Here is a 16890-nt window from a genome sequence, read left to right as displayed (position 1 = left end):
GGTAGACAGAAATTACCGTGGGGTGGGACTCCGACGTTCCGCGCATAATCAGCTCCTGGGTCGATTCGCTGTCGACGGGATTACAACAGAGAGCGACGGCGACCCACAACCGGTTTATCGGCCGCCGGGCCCCGTTTCCGGACGTCGTTGGCCTGGGCCTCTGCGGTCACGGCCGCCGGAACGCCCCACCCCCCGCCGGATAACCTCGACGGCATGATTGTCTGGCTGAACGGGACGTTCGGGGCGGGGAAGACGACCACGGCGAAGGAGCTGGCCGGGCTCCTCCCGCAGGCGCGGATCTTCGACTCCGAGGAGGTCGGCTCCATGCTGCGGCACGTCCTGAGTTCCGTGCCCTGCACGGACTTCCAGGAGTGGACGCCGTGGCGCGGCCTCGTCGTGGAGACCGCCGCGCAGGTGCTCGACTACGTCGGCGGGGTCCTCGTCGTCCCGCAGACGGTCCTCACGGCGGAGTACTGGGCCGAGATCCGCACCGGCCTCGCGGCCAAGGGCATTCCCGTCCACCACTTCGTCCTGCACACCGACCGCGAGACCCTGACCACCCGCATCCACACGGACACCGCGCCCGAGAGCCGGTCGGCCGCACGGTGGCGGTTCGACCACCTCACGCCGTACGAGGAGGCGCTGCCCTGGCTGCGGCGCGAGGCCACGATCCTGGACACGACCCGTGTCCCGCCGGCCGCCGTCGCGCGGACGGTCGCGGACGCCGTACGGGCGAACACCCCGCAGCCGAAGGGGGTTTGAGGGCCGCCGACCCGATCGCGTCGGTACCGGCCGCCCGACGGCGGGCTGTCAGCGTCCGTCCGCCGGCCGGCCCAACTCCCCCGGCAGCGGCAGGTGATGGACGATGTCCAGGCGCGAGACCGCCCGCGTCAGCGCCACGTACAGGCGGTGCAGTCCGCGCACCTCCGCGCCGGCGATCGCCGCCGGTTCGACCAGGACGACGTGGTCGTACTCCAGGCCCTTCGCCGCGCTCGCGGGCAGGACGGTCACCCGGGCCGTCGTCGTGCCGAGTTCGTCGGCGGTGGCCGTGTCGACGCCGGCCGACGCGAGGGCCGTACGGAGCCGGTCCGCCTCCGGGCCGTCCGCGATGACGCCCACCGACCCCTCGTGGGCGAGCGCGGCACGTACCGTACGGACCACGGCGGGCACCAGCTCGCCGACCTGACGGACCGTCAACTCGCCGTCGGACCGCAGCGATCGCGACGGCGGTACGTCGACGTCCAGCGCCCCCAGCAGCCGGTTGGCCAGCTCCACCACCGCCCCCGGCACCCGGAAACCGACGGTCAGCGGGACCACGGCGGCCTCCGGGCGGCCCAGGTGCGCGAGGAGCCGGGGCCACGAACGCGCCGCCCACGGCGTCGTGCCCTGCGCCAGGTCGCCCAGCACCGTCAGCGAACCGAACTCCGCGCGGCGCGCGATCGCGCGGCACTCCATCGGGGACAGGTCCTGCGCCTCGTCGACGACCACATGGCCGTAACCCTCGGGACGCTCGATCAGGCCCGCGAGTTCGTCCAGCAGGACGAGGTCGGCCGCCGACCAGGGCAGCGTCCTGGCCGTCCGCGCGGTCGGCACACCCCGGCGGGGACGGTGGATGGCCCGGCGCTCGGCCGGGTCGAGGACGCCGTCGCACGGCCCGCCCACCGCCTCCGGGTCCGCGAGCAGCACCGCCAGCACCTCCTCCGGGGTCGCCTTCGGCCAGACCCGGTCCAGATAGGCGGTGACGCCCCGCGACGTGCTCAACTTCCGCGCCCACAGCGCGGACTGCGGCCCCGCCCGGCGTTCCGCCTGGAGCTGGAGGGCCCGGACCGCCCGGCTGCGGACCCGCTCCCGGCCGGTCGCGTACGGCGGGGCCTCGGCCCGTACCGTGTCGACGATCTCCGCCAACTCCTGCACCCCGAGCCGCCATTGGTACGAGCCGTCCGGCACGGTGAGCAGTTCGGCGGGCGCCGACACCCTCCCGTACAGCGCCCGGTGCAGCACCTCCGCCATGCGGGCGTCGTGCTTGACGGCGGCCGCCGCGTCCGAGTCCTCCGTACGCACCGGATGGCGCGCGATCTCGTCGCGGACGGTCGACTGCCGGACGCCGATCTCGCCCAGGGCGGGCAGCACTTCGGAGATGTACGCGAGGAACGCGCGGTTGGGGCCGAGGATCAGCAGCCCGGCGCGCTGGATGCGCTGCGGGTAGGTGTAGAGCAGGTACGCGGCCCGGTGCAGGCCCACGGCGGTCTTTCCGGTGCCGGGGGCGCCCTGGACGCAGACGGAGCGGGCGAGTGCGGACCGTACCAGCTCGTCCTGCTCCGGCTGGATCGTGGCCGCGATGTCGCGCATGGGGCCGACGCGGGGGCGTTCGATCTCGCCGGTGAGGATGGCTCCTCCCGTCGCCGGGCCCGCCCCCTCCGCGGCCCGCGGCCCCGCCAGGTGCTCGTCCTCCAGGCCGGTCAGGTCCTCCGGCTCCCCCGTGCTCCACGGCGCCCAGCCGAACCGCCGCCGGACGGCGACGCCCTGGGGGTCGCTCGCGCTCGCCCGGTAGAAGGCGCGCGAGACGGGTGCGCGCCAGTCGACCACCAGGGGCGGGGCGGAGGGGTGTTCGCTGATCCGGCGGCGGCCGATGTGGTAGCTCTGCCGGCTGTGGTCACCGGCCGCCCCGTCGAAGTCGAGGCGGCCGAAGAAGAGCGGGCTGTCGGGTTCGAGGCGCAACTCCTTGGCGCGGCTGCGGAGATGGCGCCCGAGCACTTCGGCGTCGGCGCCGGACGCGAAGGCGTTCTCGCCGGTGACGACCTGCTGGGCCGCGTCGTCGACCATGCCGGTCAGGGCGGTGCGGCAGGTCTGGTGGTAGGTCCGTTCGCGGTCGAGTTCGCGGACGAGGTCGGGGTCCGGGGCGGTCATTCCACCAAGGATAACGTAACTCGGTAACATATTTTACTGAGTATCGCCCGGCCCGTCCCGCCACCCGGTGCGCAGCCGCCCGAACGCCAGCTCCGCCGCCGCGACCGCGTCCGGGTACACGGCGTCGGCGCTCTCGCCCGCGGCGACGCGGCGCCAGTTCTCCAGCGCGAGGACGCGGAGCACGGCGACGATCTGCCCCGCCGCGAGGGCGCCCTCGATCCCGCCCCCGAGCGCGGCGGCCAGCGCGGCCTCGCTGCGCTGCTGGTAGCCGTACATCCGGGCGACCAGGCTCGGCGTGCCGTACAGCAGCCGGTGGAAGGCGAGCACCTCCGGGTGGTCACTGAGCCCGGTGACGGGGTCGCGCCGGCCGAGCCCGTCGAGCACGTGCCCCCGCAGCGCGTGCAGCGGGCTCACGCCAGCGGCCCGGGCGGTCACGACGCGGGCGGGCTCGTCCTCGTGGTCGGCGAAGCGGTGGAGGGCGAGGTCTTCCTTGGTGGGGAAGTAGCGGAAGAGGGTGGGCTTGGAGACGTGGGCGGCGGCGGCGATCTCCGCGACGGAGACGCGGTCGAAGCCGTGGGTGAGGAACAGGGTGATGGCGGTGTCGGAGAGGGCCTGGTACTGGCGCGCCTTCTTGCGTTCGCGCAGGCCGGTTTCTGGGTCGTGACGCATGTGCGCGAGGCTACGCGGGTGTCCGGCGCCTCCTTCCTTGTCCTCAATCGCCGGACGGGCTTGGTTGTGGCGACTGCCCGGGGCGCGGGCGCGGCTTACTGATGTCCTCAATCGCCGGACGGGCTGGGTTTGTCGTGGTGACGGGGGGCGGGGCCTCCGGAGGTACGTATGTCCGGACTGCATGTTTTACGGCGCGTGCGAGCCCTTGTTTTGTTTGACGGTAGTCATGCGCCACAAAACACGCTTTACGTCCGGCCACACGCACCTCCTCCGACCCCACCCCCCTCACGCCGAGGGTGAACTGAACGGCCCCGCCCGCCCCGGGGGTGGTTGTGGCCCGGCACGCGGGCGCGGCTCACTTATGTCCTCGAACGCCGGGCGGGCTCGGGGTGCGTCCGGGCGGGCTGGGTCTTGGTGCCCGTTGACCGGTGCGGGTTACCGATGTCCTCAATCGCCGGACGGGCTTAAAGACCCGGGGTGGGCCGGGGTTGTTTTGGCGCGGGCCTGGAAGGGGGACGGGCAGGGGTCGTGTCCGGAACGTAAAGCGTGTTTTGTGTCGCATGGCGATCGTCAATCAATACGACCGGGTGCACGCGACGTAAAACATGCAGTGCAGGACACGACCCCTGACCGGCCCCCGGCGACAAGCCGCGCATACGCAACCCGCCCGCAGCGGGCACCACCAAGCCCGTCCGGCGATTGAGGACATCAGTAACCCGCACCCGGCACCGGGCGCGCGCGCACCATCAAGCCCGTCCGGCGATTGAGGACATCAGTAAGCCGCGCCCGCGCACCGGGCAGACGCCAAAACCCAGCCCGTCCGGCGCTTGAGGACAAAGAAGGAAGCCGCGCCCATCACCGGGGCGCAGACGCTCGTCCGGCGGTGGAGGACACCACCCCCGCCACCCCATCGAGCACGCACCGCAGCCCGAACGAAAAGTCCACGTCCGGCTCGTCCACCGCGTCCAGCACCCCCGCCTCCAACGACCGCGCCACCGAAGGAAACCGCTCCGGATCCGCGAGCCGCCGCAGCGTGCGCGCGGTGCGGGCCATCACCTCCTCCGCCGACACCCCGCTCGACTCCACCGCCGCCCCCAAGTCCGCCATCAGCGTCGCCTCGTTCCGTACGTAGCCGCTGACCAGCAGAATCACCGCGATCTTCGTCCCCTCGTCCAGCCCCGTCCCCTCCAGCGCCACCAGGCCCCGCTCCCACCACGCCACCATGTTCGGCGTCGCCGGCGGGCCCGAGCGCGGGATGCGGAGGGCCCACAGGTTCCGGTGGAACACCTCCCGCTGCGCCCACGCCCACAGCGAGAGCGCCTCGCGCCACCCCGTCCCCGGCGGCGGCGCCGCGGGCGGCGGGCCCATCGCGTCCTCCTGCATCAGCAGGTACAGCTCGTCCTTCGCGCCCACGTACCGGTACAGCGACATCGTGGACGCGCCCAACTCCTTCGCGACCCGCCCCATCGACACCGCCCCAAGCCCCTCCGCCGCCGCGATCGCGACCGCCGCGTCGACGATCCGGTCCAGGCTGAGGCCCGGCTTCGGGCCCTTCGCGGGGCGTTCCCGCAGCCCCCACGCCGCCTCGACGCTCGCGGGCAGCCCCGTGCCACCGCCGGTGTCCGTCATGGTTCCTGCCTCCCGAAGAGCCGGTACGCCCCTCCCGCTTGACGCCCATCCTAGTAATGCGTAATTCTTACGCAGTAACGCGTAAGGGTTACGCAGAAGAGGGGGAAGCGCACTCATGCGCCAGCGACACGACGACCAACCGGCCGTGGAGGCCATCGGGCTCCACAAGTCGTACGGAAGGGGGAGGGGAAGCCGCCTCCACGTCCTCCGCGGCATCGACCTCCGCGTCCCCCGCGCCGGCGTCTTCGCGCTGCTCGGGCCCAACGGCGCCGGCAAGACCACCGCCGTACGCGTCCTCGCCACGCTCACCGAGGCCGACGCCGGCACCGCGCGGGTCGCCGGGTACGACGTGGTCGCCGACCGGCGGCGCGTACGCGGCGCGATCAGCCTCACCGGTCAGTTCGCCGCCGTGGACGAGAAGCAGACCGGCGCGGAGAACCTCCGGATGACGGCCCGCCTCAGCGGCCTCTCCCGTGCCGCCGCCCGCCGCCGGGCCGGGGAGTTGCTCGACCGCTTCGACCTCGCCGACGCGGCCGGCCGCCTCGTCCGTACGTACTCAGGAGGGATGCGCCGCCGCCTCGATCTCGCGGCGGGACTCGTCGGCGAGCCCGAGGTCGTGTTCCTGGACGAGCCCACCACCGGTCTCGACCCGCGCAGCAGGCAGGAGTTGTGGCAGGTCGTGCGTGACCTCTCGGCCCGGGGCGCGACGGTCTTCCTGACCACCCAATACCTGGAGGAGGCCGACCTGTTGGCGGACCGGATCGCCGTGATGGACGCCGGGCGGCTGGTCGCGGAAGGCACGGCGGACGAGCTGAAGAGCCGTATCGCCGGACATCGGCTCGACCTCGTGCTGACGGGTCCGGCGGCGTATCTGCGCCTCGCGTCCCGGGCCGTGCACCACGCGCCGGACGCGCTGACCCTCGGACTGCCGACGGACGGCACCGCCGCGCACGTACGCCGGCTGCTCGACGAGATCGACCCCGACCGTACGGAGGTGGCGCGCTTCACCGTCCGCGGCGCCACCCTCGACGACGTCTTCCTCACCCTCACCGGCCGGACCCGGGCCCCGCGCCCCGCCGAGAGGGCCGCCCATGTCTGACACGCTGACCCAGTCCGCCGTGATGGCCGGCCGCGTCGTCCGCCTCAGCAGACGCAACACCGACGCCGTCATCACCTCGCTGATGCTCCCCGTCATGCTGATGCTGATCTTCGTCTACTTCTTCGGCGGAGCCATCGACACCGGGACGCGGTACGTGACCTACGTCGTCCCCGGCGTCCTGCTGCTCTGCGCGGGATTCGGCTCCGCCACCACCGCGGTCGGCGTGAGCGAGGACATGAAGGGCGGGATCGTCGACCGCCTCCGCTCCCTCGACGTCGGCGGCGTCCCGATGCTCGCGGGCCACGTCGCGGCGAGCACGCTCCGCAACCTCGTCTCGACCACCCTCGTCCTCGGCGTCGCCTTCCTGATCGGCTTCCGCCCCTCCGCGACCCTGCCGGGCGCCTTCGCGGCGGCCGGCCTCCTGCTCGCGTTCGTCGTGGCGGTCTCCTGGCTCTCCGCGGTGGCGGGCCTGCTCGCCAAGACCCCCGAGGCGGCGGGCGGCTTCACCTTCTTCATGATGTTCCTGCCCTACCCGAGCAGCGCGTTCGTCCCGATCGACACCATGCCCACCTGGCTCCACGCCTTCGCCGACCACCAGCCGGTCACGTCGGTGATCGAGTCCCTGCGAGGCCTCCTGCTGAACCAGCCGGTCGGCTCGGCGCCGTGGACGGCCCTGGCCTGGTGCGGGGGCATCCTGGCGGTGGCGACGGGTCTGTCGGGGGTGCTGTTCAGGGCCCGGACGGCGTGAGCGGTCCGGGGGCGGGGGGTGGAGCAGTCCGGGGCCGGAAGCGGAAGTGGTACGGCCCAGCTGCCGGGCGCCGCGCGCCGTACCGGGGCCGGAGGACACCCCCGGGCGGACTCAGAACACGTCCGGGCACCACGGGCGCCGCGCCGTGTGGAACAGGACGTCCGTGCGGGCCGCCGCGCCCGGCGTCTCCTCCGTCAGGGCGCCCAGCGCCGCCAGCGTCGTCGCCGACTCGTCGCCCAGGTACAGCGCGCCCAACTCCCTTACGTCCAGCACCACATCCGCAGACTCCGTGGTCGGCGCGCACGTCGCGCCCGCCGGGGAGGCGTCCAGGCGGAAGCGGCCGGCGGCCAGGTTCGCGGTGTCCTGGACGTCCAGGACCAGCGTGCCGGGCGCCGCGTACGTGCGGGCCTCCAGGGCGCGTACGACGTCGAGGATCCGTACCCACAGAAAGTCGGCGTGCGTGACGACCCGCGCCGCGCGCGGGTCCGGCAGGAAGCGGGTCACCAGGTCGTCCGGGCCGCGGTGGCCCGTCCTCACCGTCGCCACCCAGTCGATGGAGCAGACGAACTGCCAGAGCGCCCGCTCCGCCGCCGGCGTCAGGGCGATCAGGCCGCGCACCGACGCCGTGCACTCCGGCGTCTTCGCGTCGCCCCACGTGCCGTCCGCGGAGTACCTGACCAGGCCCTCCACTTCGCCCGCGGCCGAGCGGTACACCGCGTAGAACGACTCGACCTGGGGCACGACCCAGGCGTCCAGGCCCGTCTCCCTGCGCCACCAGCGCTCGTCGCGGTCGATCGCGCCCGGCTGGGTGACCCGGAACCGGTCGTGGAGTTCGGGGCCGATCTTCCGTACGTCGGCGAGGTCGACCAGGTCGATCCGGCCGCCGTCGTCCGGGCCGGACCTGCGGGGGTCGAGTCCGGTACGCGCCACGTCGATCGCCCACTCGGTGATCCACGTGGCGGGACCGAAGCCGAACCGCCCGTAGATCGGGTACTCCGCCGCGATCAGCGTGGCAACCGCGTCGCCGCGCTCCTTCGCCGCCGCCAGGTCCGCGCCCATCATCCGGCCGAGGAGCCCCCGCCTGCGGTGGGTCGGGGAGACGGTCACGTTCGAGATCGCGTCGGCCATGAGCGTGGCGCCGCCCACGACCGTCAGCTCCTGCGGGAACGACCGGAAGGTGGCGACGCAGCGGCCCTCGTCGAAGGCGCCCAGCGTACGGGTCAGGTCGGCGGCGGCCCGCCGCGACGCCACCACGTCGTCGGCCGAGACGGGCGGCCGCAGGAATCCGGTGTTCAGGGCGCGGTGCCAGTCGGGGAACTCGGCTTCGCTGACGGTACGGACCTCAGGGCTCATGGATCTCACGCTATGCCGTTCACCCGATCGGGTGCACGCGGTTTTGAATCGGGTGCATGTGGATCCGGATCGGGTGCGCGTGGATGTGAATCGGGTGCGCGTCGATCTGATCCGCCCAGGTCAGGACCCGTACCGCGCCCGTCAGAACGCCGCCCGCACCGACCCCACCGCCACGCCCCCGCCCAGCAGCGGCGCCCGCCCGATCCGTTCCCGTACCTCCGCCGTCACCCCCAGCAGCTCCAGCGCCCGCGCCAGGACCGGGCCCAGCGCCCGGATCCCGCCGTCGTCGATCTTGAAGGCCAGCGCGCGGCCGTCCGGCAGCGCCACCGCCTGGACCGCCTCCGCGCCCATCTTCGACAGCGCCCCCGGCACCTCCCGCATCAGCCAGGTGTCGGAGCGGCGCGTGCCCGCCACGTACTCGGGGTGCGCGCGCATCGCGTCCGCCACCCGACGCTCCGACGTGCCCGGGGCGGCGAGCACGAAGTGGCGGAAGGAACGGGCGAGACCGGTGAGGCTGATCGCCATCAGCGGGGCGCCGCAGCCGTCCGTACCGACCGCCGCGACCCGCTCGCCCGAGACCTCCTCGACCACCGTGTGGACGAGCCGCTGGAGCGGATGGTCCTGGTCCAGGTAGGTGTCGGTGGGCCAGCCGTTCAGGGCGCAGGCGGCCAGCATCGCCGCGTGTTTGCCCGAGCAGTTCATGGCCACCCGGTCGCGCACCCCGCCGGCGGCGAGAAACGTTTCTGCTTCCACCTGGTCCAGCGGCAGGTCCGGCGGCGTCCGCAGATCGGTGACGGTCAGCCCGTGCTCGGCGAGCATCGTCCGTACGAGGTCGAGGTGGAACCACTCGCCCGAATGACTCGCGGCGGCCAGCGCCAGCCGCTCGCCCGCCAGGTCCAGCCCCGCGCGCAGGACGGCGGCGGCCTGCATCGGCTTGTTGCTGGAGCGCGGGAAGACCGGGGCGCCGGGGTCGCCCAGCGCGAACTCCACACTGCCGTCCGCCGCGAGCAGCACCAGCGTCCCCCGGTGGTACCCCTCGGTGAATCCGGACCGTACGACCTCCGCGAGGACGGGCGGCGCCGCAGGGACGGCGGGGGCGGCGGGGGCGGCGCCCGGTGAGACGCCCGGCGACACGGCCGGGAAGACGACTGAGGTACCGCCCGGTGCTGTCGCCGGGGGTACGGCGCCCGGCGATACGGGGCCCGGGGATACGGCGCCCGGTGCCGCCGCCGCGGGTATGGCGCCCGGTGCGGTCGCCGGGGGTACGGCGGGGGTGTGAGACGTCATCGTCGGCCTTCCGTGACGGGTGCGGTCGGTACGGACAGGGGCGGATCCCGCCGACGCGGCCTCGTGAGCCTTCGACCGATCGGTCTTACGTCAGCAGGTCGTCCACTTGTGCTTCCCCGTCACGGTACCTGCGGGCGATCTCCCCGATGCAGTCGTCCGCCGTGCGCTGGAGCTGGTGACGGCGGCGCGAGATCTGCTGCTCGTTGCGGACCAGCCGCCCCATCGCGGTGTGCAGTTCGTCGTCCGTACGGGCTTCCAGGTCCGACAGCTCGACCTCGGCCAGCGTCTCCGCCGCCAGCAGCCGGTACTCCTCGCTGCGCGGAGTGGAAAGCGTCACATGCCGGGCGGACGAGCGGTGCCGGGAGGGCGCGTCCGCGAGGATCTCGGAGAGCCGGTCCACCACGGACGTCCCGGGCGCGCGGTCCACGACCGGTGTCTCGGGCGCGGTACGGCGGGCCAGCTCGGCCCGCAGGATGTCGATGCGCCCCTGGAGCAGCCGCCGCAGATAGCTGAGGTCGGCCTCGTCGCGCTGCGAGTCCCGGCGCAGCGCGCGCAGCTCGGGCAGGCGCAGCACGGTGAAGTCGTACGGCCGGGGGGCGGGCAGGACGCCCTCGCCGCCGGTCCGCTGGACGGGGGGCCGCCCGCCGGAGTGGCCGCCCGACTGGCCGCCGGAGTGACCGCCGGCCTGCACCGCGCCCCTGACCGGGCCGCCCGCCGCCCTGGCCGCGGGGCCGCTGCCCGTACCGCTGGTGGTGCGGGTCCTCGGTACGGGGCCGGACGGCTGCCCGGCGCCAGATGTACTCGTCACGCGTACTCCCCATCCCTCGACCGGTGCGCGAGCGCACCGCCTCCGAGCATGGTGCCACTCATGCACCTGCACGTGCGGGCACTCTGCACCCGTTCGGCCCCCGCTAGATTGGTCGTCATGCGAGCGGTGGTGCAGAGGGTCGACGGCGCGAAGGTCTCCGTGGTGACGGACGCGGGGACGGAAACCGTGGGCGAGATCATCGGTGAGGGCCTGTGTGTGCTGGTCGGAGTCACCCATGAGGACACGGCGGAGAAGGCGGGACAACTCGCCCGCAAGCTCTGGTCGCTGCGGATCCTGGAGGGCGAGAAGTCCTGTTCGGACGTGAACGCCCCGCTCCTGGTGATTTCGCAGTTCACTCTCTACGGGGACGCCCGCAAGGGACGCCGCCCGACGTGGAACGCCGCCGCGCCCGGGCCGGTGGCCGAGCCGCTGGTCGACGAGGTGGTGGCGCGGCTGCGTGAGCTGGGGGCGACGGTGGAGACGGGCCGGTTCGGGGCGGACATGCGGGTCTCGCTGACGAATCACGGCCCGTTCACGGTGCAGCTGGAGATGTGAGGGCGTAAAAGCGCAGAAGCGCGTAAAAGCGCGGAAGCGGGGGCCGCGCGGAGACGCGGTCGCTCAGACCTCCACGACCGCTTCCTGCGCCGCCGCCGTGTCCCCCGCCATCAGCTCCGCGTCCACCGGCACGTTGCGCTTGATCAGGGCCAGCGCGATCGGCCCGAGCTCGTGGTGGCGCGCCGACGTCGTGACGAAGCCCAGCTGCCGTCCCTCCGCGCCGTCCGCCGCGAGCCGGATCGGGGTGCCGTGCCCGGGCAGCAGGACCTCGCTGCCGTCCAGGTGCAGGAAGACGAGCCGCCGCGGCGGCTTCCCCAGGTTCTGGACGCGCGCGACGGTCTCCTGGCCGCGGTAGCAGCCCTTCTGGAGATGTACGGCACTGCCGATCCACCCCAGCTCGTGCGGGATCGTCCGGTGGTCGGTCTCGAAGCCGAGGCGCGGCCGGTGGTTCTCGACGCGCAGGGCCTCGTACGCGAGGATCCCGGCCAGCGGGCCGTGCGCGGCCGCGTAGGCCTCCAGGTCGGCGCGGGGCAGGAACAGGTCCCGGCCGTACACCGTCTCCCGTACGGCCGTCCCCTCGGGCACCTCGGCGATGGAACCGGCCGGCAGGTGGACGAGTGCGATGTCGTCGGTACGGTCCGCGACCTCGACCCGGTAGAAGAACTTCATCGACTCCAGGTACGCGACGAGCGCCTCGCGCGTGCCCGGTTCGACGTGCGTCCAGGTGGTCGTACCGTCGTCCACGAGGTAGAGGGCGTGCTCGATGTGGCCGTTCGCGGAGAGGACCAGCGCCTCGGTCGCCTCCCCCGGGGCCAGCTCGCTGACGTGCTGGGTGAGCAGCAGGTGCAGCCAGGCCAGCCGGTCGTCGCCGGTGATCGTGACGATCCCGCGGTGGGAGAGATCGACGAGTCCGGTGCCGTCCGCGAGCGCGCGCTGTTCTCGGAACAGGTCGCCGTAGTGGGCGGCGACCTCTTCGTCCGATCCTTCTGCGGCGACGGCTCCGGGCAGGAACAGCAAGGGGCTCTTCATACCGGTAAGCGTACGACTCGCTACGGCTCCGTGTCCGCGCCGTCGGTGCCCAGTCCGGCCGCGCAGTCGGCGCAGCGCCCGAAGATCGCGAAGTGCTTCATGTCGGTCGAGAAGCCGTGGTCCTCGCGGAGTTTCCTGGTGAAGTCGGCGGCGATCGCGACGTCCGCCTCGATCACGTTCGTACAGTCCCGGCAGACCATGTGGATGTGGTGGTGGCGGTCGGCGAGGTGGTACGTCGGAGCGCCGTGTCCCAGGTGGGTGTGGGAGACGAGGCCCAGCTCCTCCAGCAGCTCCAGGGTCCGGTAGACGGTGGAGATGTTGACGCCGGAGGCGGTTCTGCGCACCTCGCAGAGGATGTCGTCCGGGGTCGCGTGCTCCAGGGTGTCGACGGCTTCGAGGACAAGCTGGCGCTGGGGCGTCAGCCGGTAGCCGCGCTCGCGCAGGTCGCTCTTCCAGTCGGTGCTCACCACGCGACCAGTGTAGGCGGGCGGGACGCGCTTGTGGCTGGTGTGCCGACAGCCCCGTACTCCGGCGGCCCGCACCCGCTTCCCGTACCTACTTGAAGAATGCGATGCCGTCGTCCGGCAGGTCTCCGAGGTCCTTCGCCCAGGCGGCGACCTGGTCCGGGGTGACGACCTTCTTGAGGTGGGCGGACATGTACGGCCGCAGCGGCACCTCGGGCGTCGCCTTCTCGCCGACCCACATCAGGTCGCTCTTCACATAGCCGTAGAGCCGCTTGCCGCCGCTGTACGGGCCGGCGGCGGCGGTACGGGCCACCGCGTCGGTCACCAGGTCGATCTGCGGCTTCTGGTCGGCCAGCTCGCCGTACCAGATCTCCACGACACCCTGGTCGCGGACCATCACGACCTCGACCTTGCGGTCCTTGTCGATGCGCCAGAACCCGGACTCCGACTCGATGGGCCGGAGCTTGTTGCCCTCGGCGTCGAGCGCCCACGTGTGCGAGACGTACTCGACGAAGTCCCTGCCGTCGTGGCTGAACGTCACTTCCTGGCCGAAGTTGGCCTTCTCGTCCCCGGGGAAGTCGAACACGCCGACGCCCTCCCAGCGGCCGAGGAGGAAGGCGAGGGGGACGAGGTCCGGGTTCAGGTCGGACGGAATCTCGATCATGAGCGGCTCAGGCGATCTGTAGAGGGCAGAGACTGGCGGTGACAGAGGCGGTAGGGGGCGGCCTGCGGCCGGGTCCGGGATCCGGACGTCAGCGCTGGCCCTGGTACAGCTTCTTCACGGTTAGGACGGAGAAGGCGAGCACGCCGACGCAGACCAGGACCAGCAGGGCGGTGAAGACGTCCTCAAGCACGGGGTGCTCCTCGGAGAGGGGTGGGGCGGTACGGACCGGGCCCCAGCCTAATGGGTGGCCGCCCGGTCCTCTCCCCGAGGTGGGGGAGGACCGGGCCGCCGGGTGCGGGGAGCGGCGGTCCCGTCAGTTGAGCAGCTGGTCCTGGAGGATCAGCGTCTGGTGGAAGGGCACGGCGGCGGCGCGGCCCTTCTTCACCGGCCTCTCGTGGACGACGAGCGCGAGGGTGTCCCCGGCCCTGACGTACGCCTGGCGGGTCTGGGCGGAGCCGTACGGTTCGGTCTCCTCGTACGCGTACACCGACGCGTCCAGGCCCGCCCCCTCCTGGGTCCAGCTCTCGTCCAGCACGGTTTCCGGGCTGCCCTTGAGCGGGACGCCGACCTCCAGCCCCTGGTCGAGTTCGTCGGCGAGGAAGGCGGCCGTGAACGACGTCGACGGGAACGTCAGCAGGTAGACCCGGGAGGAGGTGCCGTCGGGCATGGTCCAGCCGCGCGCGGCGATGTGCCGGAGGCCGGCGTCGCGCAGGGCCACGAGGAGGTCGGACCGCTCGTTGTCGTCCAGTTCGTACTCGGACAGGAACCGCTCCTCGCTCACCCAGCCGCCGGCCAGCCTCTTGTCGGCGACGGCCCCGGCCGGGGCGGGCAGCAGGAGCGCGCGGGGGTCGGCGTGGTGGATCTCGCCCGCGTTGTTGCCGCTGAACGGGCGGGGCGCGGCGGCGGGCAGCGCGGGAAGCGAGAGCTTCGGGTACTGCCAGCGCCCGTCGCTCTTGGTCGCCAGACCGGGTACGTCCTGGCGCTCCGCGTCACTGATGCCGTACGCGATCCCGCCCCCGAGCCCGGCGAAGACGAGCACGGCGACGGTCCAGCGCGCGACGGCGCGGAGGGCACGGCGGGGCGGGCGGGGCGGGCCGGGCGGGCCGGGCGGGCTGGACGCGGGCTGCGGTGTCTCGGGCTGTGCGGCCGTCTCCGCCGGCGGGAGGGGAGCCGCCGTCTCCGCCGGGCTGTCCGTGATCTGCTCGGTCATACGTATGTCCCCGGGGATGCGATGTGGTCGAGCTGCTTCCGTACGAGATCGGCGATGGCTGCCGCGTCGAACGGCTCGGAGCCGTTGGCCACGACAGTGACCATCAGGTCCTCGTCGTACGCGACGCACTGCATCCCTTCGAGGTCGATCTTGTCGCTCTTGGGCATGAGGAAGCAGGCTGCCTTCTTGTGGCCCTTGACCGCGGGCCCCTTGCGGGTGCCGGGGCGGCCGGTCTGGGTCGTGAACCAGTCGTGGACGAACGCGCGGTTCGACATCCGTACGAGAAGGATCTCCGCCGTGACGTCGGACTCCTCCGCGGCATAGGACCGGGCGCCGATCCCCTCGACGCCCAGCTTGTCGATCTCCTTCTCGAAATCACGGCGCACGGCGCCGGACAGACCCTCCCCGACGGCCTTCATGAGGGCCGTCGCCTGCTTGGCGGTGAACTCGCCGTCGTTGCCGAACTCCCCGACGTCGGGACCGAGGACGTAACCGACCGGGACCGGCAGCAGCTTGCGGCCGAGAACGGTGTCCGTACGGCCTTCGCCCGCCCTGACGGCCGGGTCCTTGTTCTCCGACTCGTCGTCGCTGTCCTCGTGGGACCAGAGGGTGGTGGGCGCGGTCCGGTCCGCCGAGTCCACGGTCCGGCTGGTGTACGTGATCCCGCCCGCGACCGCCGCGAAGACGAGGACGGCGGGCAGCACGACCGTGACGAGGCGCCGCACGCGCCGACGGGGGGCGGGGGCAGGGGCGGACTCGGGCTCGGGCCCAGGTACGGGTACGGGGTTCGCTTCGTCGTTCACAGGCGCTCCAACTGCCGCTCGGCCAGCGTGCGGATGTCCTTCTTGCTGATCGGCTTGCTGTCGAAGAGGTTGATGTCCATCATGATGTCGCCCCGGTACGCGACCGCCCTGGCCCGGTACAACGGCAGGTAGCCGGGCTTCTCCCGCACCTTGAAGAGGAAGTAGCGGCCGTTGCCGCTGCCCTTGATCGGGTCGCCCGGGTTGCCCGCTCCGCGCTTCGAGGCGGTGTCGAGGAGCTGTCCCCGCGCGATGCCTCGGACGCCTCCGTCGTTTCTGGCCCGGAGGTGGAGGACGCCTTCGTCGGCGCCGGACCGGAACTGGATGAGATTGACCTCGCCCTGGCGGTTCTGCCCCTGCTGCCAGTCCCTCGCGGCGACCCGCCGGAAGCCCTCCTCCAGCAGGCGCTCGAACATGTAGTCCTCGCTCTCGTAGTAGAGCGCGTAGGCGGAGAGCGGGATCCAGCCGTCCTCGATCAGGCTCTCCTCGTTCTCGCGCGACCCCGCCGGCTTGCTGATCAGCAGCTTCCGCAGATCCCCGTCCCGCCTCACCTGGCTGTCCTCCTCGGCGGACAGCGCCTTCACCTTCGTCCCCGCCGGCAGCGCCTTGGCGGGGTACACCAGGCCCGGCTGCGAGAGCGGCGGGAGCGCGGTCGGCGCCCGGTCCGCCTGGATCGTGTATCCGGTCGCCGTACCCGCGACCACACCGAGCAGCGCGGCCACGCCGACGATCAGAGTCGTACGGCCACGGCGACGCGGTGGCTTCGGTTCCAAAAGAAAGTCCCCCCACACAACCTCGGGTGCGGGTTCCATCGACCCGCGCACAGAGCTGACCTGCGAAGGGACGCCCTGGTTGTGCGGCGGAAGATTACAGTTCGGCTCATGGAACCGGTGAGAACGGCACAGACCGCACAGACGACGCGGAAAACCCTTGTGATCAAAGTGACGGCGGGGGCGGACGCGCCCGAGCGCTGTTCCCAGGCGTTCACCGTGGCGGCGGTCGCCGTGGCCAGTGGGGTGCGGGTCTCGCTCTGGCTGACGGGCGAGGCCGCGTGGTTCGCCCTGCCCGGCCGGGCGGCGGAGTTCGAACTGCCGCACGCCGCGCCGCTGCCCGATCTGATCGAGTCGATCCTGTCGGCGGGGGAGATCACGCTGTGCACGCAGTGCGCGGCCCGGCGTGACATCACGCAGGCGGATGTGCTGGAGGGCGTACGGATCGCCGGGTCGCAGGTGTTCGTCAGCGAGATCATGGGGGACGGGGTGCAGGCGCTCGTCTACTGAGGGCCGTTGATCACGACGCCGTCAGTGGCGCCTCTTCGCCTTCGTCCCCAGGTCCGTCCACGAGTCGTCGTGCCCGTCGGGCTTGTTCGGCTCGTCGTTCTTCGGTGGCTCGTCCCACCAGCGGTCGTCACGGCTCCGGCTGTTGCCGACGATCGCCGCGACGGGCGGGATGACCATGGCCACCACACACATTCCGATGGCCGCCGGGATCGACCAGATCCGCACGAAGGACCAGGCGGAGACGAAGAGGATCAGGCATCCGCCCATGAGCACGAAGTAGCCGCGACGGCGTCGCGTGTACATACCTCCAGGGTACGACCGGAGGGCGCCGGGCGGGCGGGTCAGGACCGGTCGGACGCTCCCGGACGGCGCGGAGGGCCGCACCCCT

General features: G+C 72.3%; 18 protein-coding genes. 5 read left to right on the top strand and 13 right to left on the bottom strand.

Going from position 1 to position 16890, the window contains the following annotated elements; translation table 11 throughout:
* Nucleotides 1-213 precede the first annotated feature (213 nt).
* The gene (locus tag ACIODU_RS30955; protein WP_401771892.1) at nt 214-762 is read left to right on the top strand and encodes an AAA family ATPase; all 549 of its coding nucleotides are present in this window, start codon (nt 214-216) and stop codon (nt 760-762) included.
* Between the two features lie 48 nt (nt 763-810).
* On the opposite strand, the gene ACIODU_RS30950 is transcribed toward ACIODU_RS30955, so the two are convergent.
* From ACIODU_RS30950 to ACIODU_RS30940, 3 genes are all read right to left on the bottom strand, one after another.
* Nucleotides 811-2907, bottom strand: coding sequence for a HelD family protein (locus ACIODU_RS30950; protein ID WP_401771890.1), 2097 nt, complete (start codon nt 2905-2907; stop codon nt 811-813).
* 33 nt (nt 2908-2940) lie between these two features.
* The gene (locus tag ACIODU_RS30945; RefSeq protein ID WP_401771888.1) at nt 2941-3576 is read right to left on the bottom strand and encodes a TetR/AcrR family transcriptional regulator; all 636 of its coding nucleotides are present in this window, start codon (nt 3574-3576) and stop codon (nt 2941-2943) included.
* An 855-nt stretch (nt 3577-4431) separates the two neighbouring features.
* Complete coding sequence (locus ACIODU_RS30940) at nt 4432-5205, bottom strand: TetR/AcrR family transcriptional regulator C-terminal domain-containing protein (protein WP_401771886.1); 774 nt, start codon at nt 5203-5205, stop codon at nt 4432-4434.
* Nucleotides 5206-5320: 115 nt separating this feature from the next.
* Here ACIODU_RS30940 and ACIODU_RS30935 point away from each other — a divergent pair, with 115 nt between their 5' ends.
* Both ACIODU_RS30935 and ACIODU_RS30930 read left to right on the top strand, forming a co-directional pair.
* Entirely contained in the window at nt 5321-6304 is a 984-nt protein-coding gene (locus ACIODU_RS30935) for an ATP-binding cassette domain-containing protein (RefSeq protein ID WP_401771883.1), read from the top strand.
* Nucleotides 6297-7052, top strand: a complete 756-nt coding sequence (locus ACIODU_RS30930) for an ABC transporter permease (RefSeq protein WP_401771880.1) — start codon at nt 6297-6299, stop codon at nt 7050-7052. Before ACIODU_RS30935 ends, ACIODU_RS30930 begins: the two co-directional genes overlap by 8 nt.
* A gap of 111 nt (nt 7053-7163) precedes the next feature.
* Here ACIODU_RS30930 and ACIODU_RS30925 read toward each other — a convergent pair whose 3' ends face one another.
* The 3 genes from ACIODU_RS30925 to ACIODU_RS30915 form a co-directional block, all read right to left on the bottom strand.
* A complete protein-coding gene (locus ACIODU_RS30925; RefSeq protein ID WP_401771878.1) occupies nt 7164-8405 on the bottom strand; it encodes a GNAT family N-acetyltransferase in 1242 nt (413 codons plus the stop codon).
* A gap of 141 nt (nt 8406-8546) precedes the next feature.
* Nucleotides 8547-9692 carry an asparaginase gene (locus ACIODU_RS30920; protein WP_401771875.1) on the bottom strand — a complete coding sequence of 382 codons (1146 nt, stop codon included), beginning with the start codon at nt 9690-9692 and terminating at the stop codon, nt 8547-8549.
* A gap of 85 nt (nt 9693-9777) precedes the next feature.
* Nucleotides 9778-10500 (bottom strand): ABC transporter substrate-binding protein, encoded by a 723-nt coding sequence (locus ACIODU_RS30915; protein WP_401771872.1) that lies wholly within the window; start codon nt 10498-10500, stop codon nt 9778-9780.
* Between the two features lie 117 nt (nt 10501-10617).
* Here ACIODU_RS30915 and dtd point away from each other — a divergent pair, with 117 nt between their 5' ends.
* Nucleotides 10618-11055: a D-aminoacyl-tRNA deacylase gene (gene dtd, locus ACIODU_RS30910; RefSeq protein ID WP_356429258.1), complete on the top strand. Its 438-nt coding sequence runs from the start codon at nt 10618-10620 to the stop codon at nt 11053-11055.
* A gap of 63 nt (nt 11056-11118) precedes the next feature.
* Here the strand turns inward: dtd and ACIODU_RS30905 are convergent, their stop codons facing one another.
* The 6 genes from ACIODU_RS30905 to ACIODU_RS30880 all read right to left on the bottom strand — a co-directional run bounded on the left by ACIODU_RS30905 (nt 11119) and on the right by ACIODU_RS30880 (nt 15995).
* Nucleotides 11119-12084 carry a YgfZ/GcvT domain-containing protein gene (locus ACIODU_RS30905; protein ID WP_401771870.1) on the bottom strand — a complete coding sequence of 322 codons (966 nt, stop codon included), beginning with the start codon at nt 12082-12084 and terminating at the stop codon, nt 11119-11121.
* A 20-nt stretch (nt 12085-12104) separates the two neighbouring features.
* Nucleotides 12105-12554 (bottom strand): transcriptional repressor, encoded by a 450-nt coding sequence (locus ACIODU_RS30900; RefSeq protein WP_356429264.1) that lies wholly within the window; start codon nt 12552-12554, stop codon nt 12105-12107.
* 85 nt (nt 12555-12639) lie between these two features.
* Nucleotides 12640-13212 carry an FABP family protein gene (locus ACIODU_RS30895; RefSeq protein ID WP_401771868.1) on the bottom strand — a complete coding sequence of 191 codons (573 nt, stop codon included), beginning with the start codon at nt 13210-13212 and terminating at the stop codon, nt 12640-12642.
* 313 nt (nt 13213-13525) lie between these two features.
* Nucleotides 13526-14422, bottom strand: a complete 897-nt coding sequence (locus ACIODU_RS30890; protein WP_401771866.1) for a hypothetical protein — start codon at nt 14420-14422, stop codon at nt 13526-13528.
* The gene (locus ACIODU_RS30885) at nt 14419-15225 is read right to left on the bottom strand and encodes a hypothetical protein (protein ID WP_401771863.1); all 807 of its coding nucleotides are present in this window, start codon (nt 15223-15225) and stop codon (nt 14419-14421) included. Before ACIODU_RS30885 ends, ACIODU_RS30890 begins: the two co-directional genes overlap by 4 nt.
* Nucleotides 15222-15995, bottom strand: coding sequence for a hypothetical protein (locus tag ACIODU_RS30880; RefSeq protein ID WP_401771861.1), 774 nt, complete (start codon nt 15993-15995; stop codon nt 15222-15224). The genes ACIODU_RS30885 and ACIODU_RS30880 overlap by 4 nt, the downstream gene beginning before the upstream one ends.
* Nucleotides 15996-16103: 108 nt before the next feature.
* Between ACIODU_RS30880 and ACIODU_RS30875 the strand changes: the two genes are divergently transcribed.
* Nucleotides 16104-16502, top strand: a complete 399-nt coding sequence (locus ACIODU_RS30875; protein WP_401771859.1) for a DsrE family protein — start codon at nt 16104-16106, stop codon at nt 16500-16502.
* A 21-nt stretch (nt 16503-16523) separates the two neighbouring features.
* Here the strand turns inward: ACIODU_RS30875 and ACIODU_RS30870 are convergent, their stop codons facing one another.
* Nucleotides 16524-16805: a DUF3099 domain-containing protein gene (locus ACIODU_RS30870; protein ID WP_356429279.1), complete on the bottom strand. Its 282-nt coding sequence runs from the start codon at nt 16803-16805 to the stop codon at nt 16524-16526.
* Between the last annotated feature and the right edge of the window lie 85 nt (nt 16806-16890).

Source organism: Streptomyces sp. NPDC088261 (genome assembly GCF_044740805.1).
Lineage (GTDB): Bacteria > Actinomycetota > Actinomycetes > Streptomycetales > Streptomycetaceae > Streptomyces.
The sequence above is the reverse complement of the archived record's forward strand: the minus strand, read 5'-3'. Positions and strand labels throughout refer to the sequence as shown.